We start from the raw sequence: 12,969 nt of genomic DNA on the forward strand, positions 1-12,969 counted from the left end.
TCGCAAATACTTCACATTGTTTTTATAGATGATACATTGAAACATGTTGCATTTAACAAAAGAAGTAGCAAGCGTTGACATCAACCTTCCTTCACATTAATTGTTTCGGTGTATATCAAGCGAGCAAACATGAAACTGAAATATAAAACGTCACTTATATTGGTAATCTTGTGTGGTTTTTTTGCCACCTCTTTATACCTTTCCGTTCGATACGTATTTGAAGATCTTACCCATAAGTTGGTTTGGAAATACGCTCACGTCGCTACGCACTACGATATTGAAACTACGTTGAAACCGATTCTGCACGAGATTGAAGAGATCAGTGATATTGCGAGTCACCCCGATGTTGTTTCTTGGGCAAAGAATCCCGAAGATGAACGGTTACGTACTAAGGCAGAGTACACCTTAGAACGATTTCGTTGGCGATTTACCGATAAGAACTTTTTTATCGCCTTGGATAAAAACCTCTCCTACTACTTTAACAGTGCAGAGCAGTTTAAAAGCGAAAATTTTTATCGCTATACCCTGACGCCTGCTTCCCACCTAGATTTGTGGTACTTCAAGCACAAGGCCGAACATCGAAAAGTGGAAATCAACGTCGATAGAGATAGAAAGCTTGGGATCGAGAAGTTATGGATCAACCACATTATCGAAAAGGACGGTGAGTTTCTGGGTTTAATGGGGACGGGTATGGAAGTCAAACCGTTCGTTAACAGCCTAATTGCCCATCACGGTTCAGGTGTGGATACCTTGTTCGTCGATCATGATATGCGAGTACAGCTTCAGCGAGACTCTGGTGTCTTCCAATATCGACCAATGGGGGTGACAAACAAACCTGTAGAACTCAAAGATATCTTGGTTTCCAACAATGACTATCAAGCAATTATTTCATTGATGGAGAGACAAAAGCGAGGTGAAGAAGCTCACACATTAACTTTGGATAAAGGCGAGAAGAATCAAGTGGTCACCATCCACTATGTCGAAGCCTTAGACTGGTATGAGCTGACATTTGTCAATATCGATACCATAGTAGACCCTCAGCTTTACAGTGCTTTGCTCTATTTAGTGTGTGGATTGATCACCGTGCTAGGCGCTTTAATCTATCTTTTAATCGCAAAGGGATTAACTCGCCAAATTGAGCGCATAGCTACGAGATTAAGGTTGATAAGTCGATCTGAATCATCGGCCAAAAATGAGTTTTCTAGCATTGAGCAGGAGTTGACTAACATCCATGAAGAACTCTCTTCCAGCCGCAGTTCATTAAAGAGGATTAACCAATCTAAACCCTCTGAACTCTACCAACTTGCTATGCTAGATCCAATAACAGGCCTGCTTAACCAAATGGGCATGGAAAGAGAGCTGTCCGAAGAACTCGCTAAAGCCAAGAGGGAAAACATACCATTTGGATTGGTGTGGATGGAGGTAGAGCAAAAGTCACATCGCTATACTCGAGTCTCTACCGAGGGGTTAAAAATGGCAACTAAGGCCATTACCCACTCGATCCGAGAGTTTGACAGTGCTAGCCATTGGGAAGGGGACGAGTTCCTAGTCTTGGTACGCTCCAGTAAAAGGCGTTCGATTTTTGAGCTGACGACGCGCGTGAATACCCATTTAGAGCAGCTTTGTCAGCAGCAACCTGAGTGTGAAAATTTAACCATTCATATCGGTGGAGTAATGATTTCGCCAAATTGTGGGTTACAAGATGCTCTGACTCAGGCTGATAGTGCACTTTACTTGGCAAAAACCGATCAAAACAGGGTGCCTGCACAACAAACTGTTCACACTTAAGTCATGAAATTGAGTTGGAGCCCAGTTTCATCGTTTGTTCACGGAAGAATGGCACACTGACGTAAAGGTCATTGTATTGTGCTGTTATTGTTAACTTTATGTTGTTCCAGACTGGGTTATTGTGACTCAAATCAGGAGCTGAGAAATTAACTCTAATCCACGTCAAGTATGGTGTGTTTTAAATTGTAATCTTCGCTCAGTTCGGTACTTTATAACTATACCTAAGTAACGCTAATGTACTGACATAGCGGGACTCGCGCAGCCTAGAAATTACGACATCGACAGAATAGTGGAAAGTTATTACTAAGGTTTATTTTAGCTCTTTAGGTATATGTGCCTCGTGAATACTTCGGGGTGAAATAGAGAAGCATCTCGCGTCTCTTAAGTACGGTTTATAACAATAAAAAACGACTAAACAATGATGTTAGGTCGATATTTGTGTCTGGCAACAACAGGCTAACAACTAGGAAATTAAAAGCACACCGAATCAGGCGGTAGTGCCATAACAAATGGAGATACAAATGGCTGGTGTACTAGGAATGATTCTTGCTGGTGGAGAGGGCTCTCGACTAAGACCTTTGACTGAGTCCCGAAGCAAACCTTCAGTGCCATTCGGGGGGAGCTATCGACTGATAGACTTCGCACTTAATAATTTTGTCAATGCTGACTTAATGAGAATTTATGTATTGACACAGTTCAAATCTCAGTCCCTGTTTCATCATATGAAAAAAGGCTGGAATATCAACGGTATCACCGACCGGTTTATCGACCCGATCCCAGCGCAAATGCGCACGGGTAAACGTTGGTATGAAGGTACGGCCGATGCTATCTACCAAAACCTTAGATTTATGGAGCTAGCAGAACCAGAGCAAGTATGTATCTTCGGCTCCGATCACATCTACAAAATGGATATTAAGCAGATGCTTGATTTCCATAAAGAAAAATCCGCATCGCTGACGGTGTCAGCCCTTCGTATGCCACTGTCTGAAGCTTCGCAATTCGGTGTGATAGAAGTCGACAAAGAAGGAAGAATGGTTGGCTTTGAAGAGAAGCCTGCTAATCCGAAGTGCATTCCGGGCGACCCGAATCATGCTCTGGTTTCCATGGGTAACTATGTGTTTGAAGCACAAGTACTGTTTGCAGAGCTTATCGAAGATGCAGACAATCCAGATTCTACTCATGACTTTGGTAAAGATATTATTCCAAAGATGTTCCCCCGTGGTGATGTCTATGTATACGACTTTAGCACCAACCGAATTACTGGCGAAAAAGAAGAAGTTTACTGGCGTGACGTCGGTACGATAGATGCCTACTGGCAAGCCCATATGGATCTGTTAGAGAAAGATGCGCCGTTTTCGCTCTACAACCGCAAATGGCCGCTACACACATTCTATCCGCCATTGCCACCAGCGACATTCACTGATTCGCTCAATGGCCGTGTTCAGATCATTGATAGCTTAGTGTGTAATGGCTCTTTAGTGCGTGGCTCTCGCATCGAAAAATCTGTACTTGGTTTCCGCAGCAATATTGCATCTGCTTGTGATATCAGCGAATGTATCCTTTTAGGAGACGTGAAAGTTGGTGAAGGAAGTGTTCTACGTCGCGTGATTATCGATAAAGACGTCGATATTGCGCCAAACACTCAAATCGGCGTCAACTTGCAAGAAGACCGCAAGCACTATCACGTTTCAGATGACGGTATTGTAGTGATTCCAAAAGGAGCAAGAGTTGGCTACTGAAAGTAAGTCCATTCTGTTTGTAGCATCAGAAGTAGAAGGAATCGTCAAAAGTGGAGGCTTAGCCGATGTGGCTAAGGCTCTGCCTGAGGCGCTAAAAAAACAAGGTCAAGATGTCAGAAGCGTTATCCCTGCTTATCGACAAGTCTTGGAAAGTGAAGCTGGTGAATCGGTGTTAAATACCGAGTTAACCCATTGGCCCCATACTCCTTATCGAGTGATAAAGTTAGAAAACGCAGGCGTACCTGTTTATGCCATCGACTGCCCGCAGTTCTTTGACCGACCAGAAATGTATGCGGAAAACAATCAAGCATACTCAGACAACGGAGAGAGGTTTGCATTCTTTAGTGCGGCTTGTCTCGACATGTTGCCAAAGCTAGATTTTAGGCCTGACATTATCCATGCTAATGACTGGCACACGGGTTTAGTGCCATACCTTTTGAAAAAGCGATATGGGAAAGACAGCTTCTTCCAACCAGTAAAAAGCATTCTTACCATACACAACGCCGTGTTTAAAGGCGTGTTTAGTTATGAACAGCTTAGGTGTTTGCCAGAGTTTCACACTCGCTATGCCCCAGAGGCTGCCGTAAGTCCAACTCACGTTACTATGCTAAAGGCTGGCGTACTAACGGCGGACAAGATCAATGCAGTTAGCCCAACATACGCCGACGAGTTAAAAACGACGTTAGGCAGTCACGGTATGGCGGCAGAGTTTAAACAGCGCCAACACGACCTAGTGGGTATTTTAAACGGTTGTGATTACAGCGCGTGGGATCCTCAGACTGATCCAGTTCTACCCGTTAATTACTCTGCCAGTGAACAGAGTATGCTAGAAGGTAAAAAGGCAAGCAAAGCAGAACTGCAGAAACGCGTAGGGCTTTCAGCCAAACCGGGTGCGCTCTTTGGTATGGTGTGCCGGCTGACCAATCAAAAAGGGGTTCACTATCTTTTACCCATCCTAGAACAGTTTATGAAGTATGAACTGCAACTAGTGATTGTCGGCACGGGTGATCCTGTTTTAGCTTCCCAGCTTAAAGAGATTTCCGCTCTGCATGCAGATAAGTTTGCGTTTGTAGAAGCCTATGACAATGAATTGGCTCACTTAGTTGAAGCTGGCAGTGACTTTTTCCTAATGCCGTCAGAGTTTGAACCATGTGGGTTAAATCAGATCTACAGTATGGCCTATGGCACATTGCCAATTGTTCGTGGAGTGGGGGGTTAAGAGACAGTGTTGTGGATTACGATACCAACCCTTATGAAGCAACGGGCTTTGTGTTTGATGATCCCGAACCACAGTCACTTCTTCTGACCTTGCAAAGAGCACTTTTGCTTTATGCGCAACGTCCAGACGAAATGATAAGAGTTCAGTTACACGCCATGAAGCAGGACTTTTGTTGGGATAAAGCCGCAAGCCTCTATGTGGCGCTTTATGAAGAAGTAATAGGTTATTAATTGTTAGTCATTATTAAAAAGGTACCAATTTGGTACCTTTTTCTTTTCTGGTCGGATAGGCATTGTTACACTTATTGACTTAAGCTAAACATTAGCATGAGTGGATTGTGCTATTGTTGCCAACCTAAAAAATTATAATTGCATTGGATATGTCGTTCGAATCATTACTGTTTCATAAAACTTATTTACACCCAACCAGTAAAGAATGGGTGGTGTTTGTTCATGGAGCTGGTGGAAGTTCATCTATTTGGTTTAAACAGCTAAAGGCCTACAAAGCCCACTTTAACCTTTTACTTGTAGACTTACGCGGTCACGGAAAGTCCAATCAATTGCTTAGAGAATTGATCGCCAATCGCTATACATTCAAAGCTGTGACGCTCGATATTCTTAAAGTTCTCGATCACCTAAAAATTCATTCGGCGCATTTTGTTGGCATGTCCTTGGGTACGATTATTGTACGTAATATTGCCGAGCTCGCTCATAGCCGAGTGAAAACAATGGTGTTAGGCGGGGCAGTAACTCGTCTAGATGCCCGTTCCCAGTTTCTTGTAAAGTTAGGGAACATGTGTAAACACATAGTACCTTACATGTGGCTATACAGCTTATTCGCTTACATAGTGATGCCTCAACGCGCTCAAAAAGAGTCAAGGCACCTGTTTATCAGAGAAGCAAAGAAGCTATGTCAAAAAGAGTTTAAGCGCTGGTTTATGTTAACTTCAGAAGTAAACCCGTTGATGCGCTACTTTAAAGAGCGAGAACTCCCGATACCCACGTTGTACCTTATGGGCGATAAAGATTACATGTTTATTCGTCCGGTAAAAGAGATGGTGGCAGTGCATCGTCAGAGTCAGCTTCGAGAGATTGAAGATTGTGGACACGTATGCAATGTAGAGCGCCCCGACGAGTTTAATCGCTACTCAATAGATTTTATTCAACAACATTCTCTATAGGTGCATGCTGCCCACATTGCCAGCAAATGGCAAATTGCGCTTCATTGCTTTCTCCGCATTCAGGGCAATGCCAATCCTTTTGCAATGACTGGCTTTCAAAGTCCCTAATGACGGTTTTTGCTCTATCCAATTGTTGTTGATCTAACAGCCAAATATAACTGTCGGTGTCTGGCGATATCGGTAACTCCCCTTGAAGTCCAAAAATGCCCTCTCCGCGAACTTCACAGCGGATCGTCTGACTTTTGAGAAGTTCGCAAAGAATATGGGCTTGAGTAGGATTTGATGCCGAATAAATTTTCATTAAGCGTTTCCATTACCAGCAGGCTGGGACGGCTTAACCTTAGCCATGACCCATTTAGCGATGATAGGGAACACACCCAGAAGAGCAAAAGAGAGCAAAACCTGAGGAGAGACAATTCCAGACAGAGAGTCAATTTGCGCCAATTGAGTACCGGCATTTAAATACACTGCGGTTCCGGGAAGCATGCCTAACTGACTGACGAGATAAAACCTCAGGGTGGAAATCGGGGTGAGCCCCATTAAGAGGTTAATTAAGAAAAATGGGAATACAGGGATAAGCCTTAGCGAGAAAAGGTAAAACGCCCCCTCTTTTTCAACTCCATTATTGATAGCAGAGAGTTTGTTTCCAAATTTTGTTTGTACCCATTCGCGCAACAAGAAGCGGCTACTAAGAAAAGCAATCGTTGCCCCAATTGTACTGGCAAAAGAAACCAGTAGTAGGCTATTCCAAAATCCAAATAGGGCGGCGCCAAGTAGAGTAACGACAGCAGCTCCGGGAATGGAAAGGGCGGTAATTGCGATATATAGCGCGAAATAAGTGGCGGCAGAGAGAAAGTAATTTTGCTCGATAAGCTGCGCCAGTGCGGCCTGTTGTGCTTTTGCATTTTCCAGAGTGAGATAGTCGCCAAAGTTAATCGCAACGAAGGCAATCAGTGCGACCAACAGAATTCCCAAGATAAGTTTACCGTTCATTACTTCTTCTCCGTTCTCATAGAAGTGCCTAGTTTAATAGTACGCAACTTTTGTCGGATAGTCGCAATCCTTTGGAGAATAAGAACTTGTCAACGCAAAAAAAATTTCACTACATATCTATTAGGAGAAAATAAAGTAAGGGGCTAGATGAGTAATAAAGCGCTATAAAAGAAGAGCTCACTTGGGGGAGTGAGCTCTAAATGAAGGGGGTTAGCTACTGAGTCTATCGACCAACTCGCGTCGCCTTTCTACTGGGATTACTGACCAGTGCGTTCCTTTAATCGCGCCTTCAAGCGCCCAAAGCAGTTCGAGGCTCACTTCGGAGGAATGGGTTTGCTGAATCGCCTTAAAGGCTTCAACGGCACCGGTTTGCTCAAGATTCTCTACACTGCAATCCCAGCCTTTTTAAGCATACGCTCGGTTGCGAGGCGCAGATTAGGGAGATCTTTGAGGCGATTGGGTTTCGCTTTTGCTTGCTTAGTTTTTTCTTGCTTAGCAACTTCTAACGCGCGCTTCGCCATAGCTAGAGTGTGGTTTTGAGTTTCCGCCCAGTTGTCGGAAAGTGCAAAGTATTTTGTGACAACAGGGAAACCGCGCTTTTTGTAAACGTATGGTTCTAATCCCTGAAGTTTAAAATCCTGAGCAGTTTCTTCATCGGCTCTGATGTGAAGCTTATCGTGTACGACTAAAGCAAACATTGTTTCATCAGCAAAAATCCCAAATCCACCAAACATAGAGCGGGATTTTATACGACCTAGTTGCTCAAAGAGTCGCATTGAGTCTTTTAGTATTGGTTTATCCATGCTGTCTTTTCTCGGTGTATATGTATACGCCACCAATTCAGGTCCGAGAGATTAGCAAAATAATGCAGAAAAATGTCAGTAAGGAGTTAACAGTTTGCATATTTGCCATCGGCAACCCCGCTACCATGCATAAAATGCTTAGGCCGGAGGCTTTGCGTCCCACTCTTTCGAGGTGGTTTGCCCTGTGCGTGGCTCTTTTCGTCCAAATTAAGAATAAATAAATTTTGAGGTAAGTATCACACCTCAGTGTTTCAAGTGTGATCTTGATTCAGATAATCGCACGTAACGATGTGTTTGGCTGATAAATAGTTGAAGCAACCAAACACAAATTAATGACTATTTAGTCAAATCACGCACCGTGCAACGCTCCACGATTTCAGGGTGCATCTCAAATACACGCTTGTCGTGCTCTTTATCTTTAATGCGCTCTAGCAATATCTCAAATGCATTTTTACCCACACGTCGTTTTGGTTGGTGAACAGTGGTGAGAGGCGGAGAGAAGTACTCTGCCAACTCAATATTGTCGTAACCAATAACCGAAATATCTTCGGGAACGCGGATCCCTTTTTGCTGCAAACGGCTCATCAAGCCCAGCGCCATGGTATCGTTGAAACAGAACACTGCCGTGGGTTTTTTATCCATTGCTACGATTTTATCCGCCGCTAATACTGCAGTATCGCATTCGAAGTTACCTTCTAAAATCCAGTCTTCGTCGACAGAAAGGTTCGCTTGGCTCATTGCACGTTTGTAACCTAGGATCCGCTCTTGGCAGGCGGCTTTTTCAAAGTGTCCGCTGAGGCACGCAATATCTTTATGTCCTCTGTCTATTAAGTATTTAGTGGCTAGATAACCGCCTTCTTCAGAGTTATCAATGATCTTGTCTGCCTGAGAGCTTTCAGGCCCCCAATCCATGACTACTTTAGGGATATCAGAGTGACGATCCAGCATCTCGCTCAGCTCTTCCGTAAGGTCAGAACACATAACTAAGATGCCATCGACGCGTTTTTCAGCCAACATGCGAATATAGTCGCGTTGCTTTTCATAGATACCGCCCGTATTACACAAAATGAGTGTGTAACCTTGGCGATAACAATAACTTTCTACACCGTCGATAACTTCAGAGAAAAATAAATTGGTCGACTGGGTGACTAGCATGCCAATGGTACGAGTGGTGTTGCACTTAAGGCTTCTTGCAACAGCACTTGGTGCATAGTTAAGTTCTTTTACCGCTTCATTCACTTTTTCTTGTGTTGCTTCGGCAACAAAACGGGTTTTGTTGATAACGTGTGAAACAGTCGTTGTCGAAACTCCGGCTAAGCGAGCTACATCTTTAATAGTGGCCATAAGGTTTTGTCCTGTCGAATCCTGCAATCTGGTTTTATCATCCAATTGCAGTAAGTATCAGAAACACAAAAACCGCTTTTAAACAGCGGTTTGTATTTAACTTCATCGTTTTTATCGTTTGCGGTCTCAATTTTAAACTGCTTGTTAAAAGCAGGCAAATAAAAAACCGTTAAGCCTACGGAATAAGTCACATTTAATAAAACTGATTTAGTTTTATTATTGCTAATTATTCAAGCTTAAATCCCTACTCTCCAATGAGGTAGTGATCGTCAAGCGCTAAAAACGCGGCGGTTAATTCAACCATTGCTGCGTAAAACCCAAATTCATCGAGTTTTGTACATTTCTGTGTAAATGGTTCGAGCCAATTGAGTAGGTGTTGCTCAATAAACTCATGTTGCTCGGCAAAGGCATCTTCCATATGTCTTTCTTGTTCTAACTCATTCGAGCGAATAATTAAGTTACCTAAAAAGTCGAGCTGAATGGCGATGTGGTCGGCTGGCTCATTGAGCTGCTTATCAACCGCAATGCCGTGTTGTTCTAATATGCTCTCCATCTCTTTTGCTGGTTTGTCGTTGAGCAAGCCGCTTTCGCCTACGTACATCGAAGCATAAGGCAGTGCAGATTCTTTGTCTGACTTTAAAAATAAATCGCAAAAGTCCGCAGCTAGTTCAAGTTGAGCGTCTTGTCTGTCATTGAGACGATTTAGGGCGTCGACCAATTTATCCGTCGCGGGCTTTAAGCTTGGGTTTTCACCTAATCCCGATAGAAATGACCGTATCTCTGCAGACTGATACTGCTCCAAATCTGCTTCTGTCAGTTCTCTAGCAAAAACGCTGGATAACCACCAGTAAATCTCAGCCCGTTTTTCGTTAAAGGCTTTTAGTTCTTGCATCGCTTATTACTCCAACCATTTGTCATCACGACGTCACTATATTTATTCCTTTAAGTGTAACGAATAAATATGAATAGAGGTAACACCATGTGTAACAAATAAAAAAGAGAAATAACGACTTGTGAAAACAAAAGCGAGATCGATCACTAAGTTCGGTTGTCGCACTCGATTAGGTTATCAACATACTTGAAATAGAACATGGTGCAACTCGCTAGAAAATAGAACAATTTTATTTAAGATGCCGTTTGAAAATTGCAAAGCTATTTCTATACGGAGTTGGATGAACAAGCTTGATAACACGTTTTGCTGTTAAACCCGATTTCAACCTCTAGGCGAGACCAGATAAACCTGTTGCATTTGACCAAAGAAGTAGATTGTCTTGCATCAATAAACTCTCAGGTTTCCAACATTTTCCTGCTAATCAGGCTAGAATTGTTAATGTTTATGAATAGAATGACCCGCAGTTCCTGCTCCTAATAACTTAAACAAAGTGGTGAAAATGAGCTCTCACGTACTTGTAGTAGAAGATGACATTGTCACTCGCAGCAAGCTAGTCGGATACTTTCAAAACGAAGGCTATCGAGTTAGCGAAGCGTCGAGCGGCGATGAAATGCGTACTTTGCTATCGGAACAAAATGTCGATCTGGTGATGTTAGATATTAACTTACCCGGTGAAGATGGCCTGTTACTGACTCGCGAACTGCGCAGCCAGTCTGATATAGGGATTATATTGGTTACTGGACGCACGGATAGCATAGATAAGATCGTTGGTTTGGAAATGGGCGCTGACGATTATGTGACTAAACCGTTCGAGCTACGAGAGTTGCTTGTACGAGTTAAAAACTTGCTGTGGCGTATTTCCCTAGTGAATTCTGGATCAGAAGGCCACAGGACGAAAGAGGATACGAGTCTCATCTATTTTGGAGACTGGACGTTCGATGTACAAAGACGAGCGCTGTGTAAAAATGGTGACCCCGTTAAGCTAACCAAAGCTGAATATGAGCTATTGGTGGCGTTGAGCAGTTACCCCAATCAGGTACTGAGCCGAGAGCGAATACTCAATATGATCAGCCATCGAGTCGATGCGCCAAATGATCGCACCATTGATGTCTTGATTCGACGAATGCGTGCAAAAATGGAGTATGACCCCAAGAACCCGCAAATTTTTGTTACCGTCCATGGTGAAGGGTATATGTTTGCAGGCGATTAAAGCTTTTTTTTGTAGGACATAGACAATAAATAACCGAAGCGTCTGCTTCGGTTATTTTGTCGTTTATCTCGCTCCGAGTGAGTAGATAGTCACGACTGGTTTGCTGCCGAATTTTCTATCGCTTTCTCTTCGTAATCCGAAGCCCAGTCACGCAAGCTCTGCCAAATGATACCCAAAGTTTCATGCCAGTACTTTTCAGTCTGTTCCAGATAAACTGCTTTAGGTGTGTATTTAACCCAGAACTGTTCGACATTAGAGTGTGCCAAATAGTTAGTGGGTGCAGGGAAAGGTTTTAGACCAGCAGAATGGAACTCATTTAATGCGCGTTGCATATGGCTTGCTGAAGTGACGACCACTAAGTTTTTTCTCTGTACAAAAGCCGCGGCTTGTCTCGCTTCTTCCCACGTATCTTTAGCCGTCTCTAGAAGAATAATATCAGATTTTGATACGCCAAGTGCCAAGCTACTTTTGCCATCATTCGGGCATTACTGACTTCCGACCCACCCGAATAACCGGAAAGAATTAGCTTGGCTCCAGGGTACATACGCAAAATGCGAATACCTTCGGCCAATCTCATCAACCCTGTTCGACTTAACTCCGAAGTGGGTGGGATTTTGTCATCAACAACGTGACCACTCCCAAGCACCATAACGTAATCAATCGATTCATTAACCGCAAAAAAAGCGCTGTGTTGACGCTCGATAGGCATTAACAGACGAGAAGAAACCGGTTGGAAAGCGATCAGGAAAATGCCAATAAAAGAAAACAAAACCACAAAGCAGCCTGTCTTCTGCTTGCGGGTAAACATGATCAGCATCAGTCCAGTAAACCCGATAATGAGTAAAGCGGGTAGGGGCATAAGCAAGGACGATACGATTTTTTTCAGCTCAAACATACTTAAACAGTCCGAAAAAACATCAATTGAAGATAAATTAAGAGAATCCCTCTTTATTCCTGCCACCCTTATGACAGAATAGCAGCACCAATTAGCTATCATAACCCAAGCTGCTGTGACTGAAGACCGCAATTTCGACGATATTGCCCACAAATTTGCAAAAAATATTTACGGCTCTGACAAAGGTGAGATTCGCCAAGTCATTGTTTGGCAAGACCTAGAACAAGTGTTATCCGCTTTTGACCCCCATCTAAAGCAGCTGCATGTGCTGGATGCTGGTGGTGGACTCGCACAAATGTCTCAAAAGCTTGCTAAGCTCGGACACCAAGTTTCGTTATGTGATTTATCTTCTGAGATGCTTCAACTGGCGAAGGTGGATATCGAAAAAAACGGTTTGCTAGAAAATTACCGTTTTATTCATTCACCAGCTCAAACAGTATCTGAGCACCTTGAAAAACCTGTAGATATCGTTATGTTTCATGCGGTTATGGAATGGCTGGCGGATCCAAAAGATGCGCTTGAGAAGGTTTTGAAGCTCGTCAAGCCCGGTGGCATGGCGTCGATAATGTTCTATAACCAGCACGGTTTGGTTTATAAAAATGCGGTATGCGGTAATATCCCCCATATATTGGAAGGTATGCCACACCGTAAACGGTTTAAATTACAGCCACAACAAGGTTTATGGCCTGAGTCCGTCTATCAATGGGTTGAAGAGGCGGGCTATGAGATTTGTGGTAAATCTGGAATTCGCTGCTTTAGTGACTACATAGGAAATAGAGAGTACATGGGCGATTTCCAGTATGAGGATGTATTGGCATTGGAAGAAAAGTTTTGTCGCCAAGAGCCATACCTATCCTTAGGTCGATACATACACGTATGGGCAAAAAAGAAACAATAACAGGAATA

At 43.3% G+C, this 12,969-nt stretch carries 9 protein-coding genes, 3 pseudogenes and 1 riboswitch; of the genes and pseudogenes, 6 read left to right on the plus strand and 6 right to left on the minus strand.

Going from position 1 to position 12,969, the window contains the following annotated elements; genetic code table 11:
- Positions 1-129 precede the first annotated feature (129 nt).
- The 4 genes and pseudogenes from BLO31_RS13665 (at position 130) to BLO31_RS13680 (ending at position 5,926) form a co-directional block, all read left to right on the plus strand.
- The gene (locus tag BLO31_RS13665; RefSeq protein WP_070967566.1) at positions 130-1,788 is read left to right on the plus strand and encodes a GGDEF domain-containing protein; all 1,659 of its coding nucleotides are present in this window, start codon (positions 130-132) and stop codon (positions 1,786-1,788) included.
- A gap of 521 nt (positions 1,789-2,309) precedes the next feature.
- A complete protein-coding gene (gene glgC, locus BLO31_RS13670) occupies positions 2,310-3,527 on the plus strand; it encodes a glucose-1-phosphate adenylyltransferase (RefSeq protein ID WP_070967569.1) in 1,218 nt (405 codons plus the stop codon).
- Positions 3,517-4,976: pseudogene (gene glgA, locus BLO31_RS13675) on the plus strand (glycogen synthase GlgA). The gene glgC and the pseudogene glgA overlap by 11 nt, the downstream one beginning before the upstream one ends.
- 149 nt (positions 4,977-5,125) lie before the next feature.
- Positions 5,126-5,926 carry an alpha/beta fold hydrolase gene (locus BLO31_RS13680; protein WP_070967571.1) on the plus strand — a complete coding sequence of 267 codons (801 nt, stop codon included), beginning with the start codon at positions 5,126-5,128 and terminating at the stop codon, positions 5,924-5,926.
- On the opposite strand, the gene BLO31_RS13685 is transcribed toward BLO31_RS13680, so the two are convergent.
- The 5 genes and pseudogenes from BLO31_RS13685 to torD all read right to left on the minus strand — a co-directional run bounded on the left by BLO31_RS13685 (position 5,904) and on the right by torD (position 9,958).
- Positions 5,904-6,227: a putative signal transducing protein gene (locus tag BLO31_RS13685; RefSeq protein ID WP_070967574.1), complete on the minus strand. Its 324-nt coding sequence runs from the start codon at positions 6,225-6,227 to the stop codon at positions 5,904-5,906. The genes BLO31_RS13680 and BLO31_RS13685 overlap by 23 nt on opposite strands.
- The gene (locus BLO31_RS13690; RefSeq protein WP_070967577.1) at positions 6,227-6,919 is read right to left on the minus strand and encodes a TVP38/TMEM64 family protein; all 693 of its coding nucleotides are present in this window, start codon (positions 6,917-6,919) and stop codon (positions 6,227-6,229) included. The genes BLO31_RS13685 and BLO31_RS13690 overlap by 1 nt, the downstream gene beginning before the upstream one ends.
- A gap of 210 nt (positions 6,920-7,129) precedes the next feature.
- Positions 7,130-7,722, minus strand: a pseudogene (locus BLO31_RS13695) (TfoX/Sxy family DNA transformation protein).
- A gap of 107 nt (positions 7,723-7,829) precedes the next feature.
- A riboswitch (cyclic di-GMP riboswitch) is annotated at positions 7,830-7,914 on the minus strand.
- Between the two features lie 144 nt (positions 7,915-8,058).
- Positions 8,059-9,066 (minus strand): HTH-type transcriptional repressor PurR, encoded by a 1,008-nt coding sequence (gene purR, locus BLO31_RS13700; protein ID WP_070967580.1) that lies wholly within the window; start codon positions 9,064-9,066, stop codon positions 8,059-8,061.
- Positions 9,067-9,310: 244 nt separating this feature from the next.
- Entirely contained in the window at positions 9,311-9,958 is a 648-nt protein-coding gene (gene torD / locus BLO31_RS13705; RefSeq protein WP_070967583.1) for a molecular chaperone TorD, read from the minus strand.
- A gap of 499 nt (positions 9,959-10,457) precedes the next feature.
- Here torD and torR point away from each other — a divergent pair, with 499 nt between their 5' ends.
- On the plus strand, positions 10,458-11,168 hold the full coding sequence (torR, locus tag BLO31_RS13710) for a two-component system response regulator TorR (RefSeq protein ID WP_070967586.1): 711 nt from the start codon (positions 10,458-10,460) through the stop codon (positions 11,166-11,168).
- An 89-nt stretch (positions 11,169-11,257) separates the two neighbouring features.
- Here torR and elyC read toward each other — a convergent pair.
- Positions 11,258-12,063: pseudogene (elyC, locus tag BLO31_RS13715) on the minus strand (envelope biogenesis factor ElyC).
- 115 nt (positions 12,064-12,178) lie between these two features.
- Here elyC and cmoM point away from each other — a divergent pair.
- The gene (gene cmoM, locus BLO31_RS13720; protein ID WP_070967589.1) at positions 12,179-12,961 is read left to right on the plus strand and encodes a tRNA uridine 5-oxyacetic acid(34) methyltransferase CmoM; all 783 of its coding nucleotides are present in this window, start codon (positions 12,179-12,181) and stop codon (positions 12,959-12,961) included.
- Positions 12,962-12,969 lie beyond the last annotated feature (8 nt).

Source organism: Vibrio sonorensis (assembly GCF_001854765.1).
Taxonomy (GTDB): Bacteria; Pseudomonadota; Gammaproteobacteria; order Enterobacterales; family Vibrionaceae; genus Vibrio; species Vibrio sonorensis.

What these genes read in the sequence shown, in the direction of transcription:
- BLO31_RS13665 (WP_070967566.1), top strand. Translation starts at nt 130, where the DNA reads ATGAAACTGAAATATAAAACGTCACTTATATTGGTAATCTTGTGTGGT.
- glgC (WP_070967569.1), top strand. Translation starts at nt 2,310, where the DNA reads ATGGCTGGTGTACTAGGAATGATTCTTGCTGGTGGAGAGGGCTCTCGA.
- BLO31_RS13680 (WP_070967571.1), top strand. Translation starts at nt 5,126, where the DNA reads ATGTCGTTCGAATCATTACTGTTTCATAAAACTTATTTACACCCAACC.
- BLO31_RS13685 (WP_070967574.1), bottom strand. Translation starts at nt 6,227, where the DNA reads ATGAAAATTTATTCGGCATCAAATCCTACTCAAGCCCATATTCTTTGC.
- BLO31_RS13690 (WP_070967577.1), bottom strand. Translation starts at nt 6,919, where the DNA reads ATGAACGGTAAACTTATCTTGGGAATTCTGTTGGTCGCACTGATTGCC.
- purR (WP_070967580.1), bottom strand. Translation starts at nt 9,066, where the DNA reads ATGGCCACTATTAAAGATGTAGCTCGCTTAGCCGGAGTTTCGACAACG.
- torD (WP_070967583.1), bottom strand. Translation starts at nt 9,958, where the DNA reads ATGCAAGAACTAAAAGCCTTTAACGAAAAACGGGCTGAGATTTACTGG.
- torR (WP_070967586.1), top strand. Translation starts at nt 10,458, where the DNA reads ATGAGCTCTCACGTACTTGTAGTAGAAGATGACATTGTCACTCGCAGC.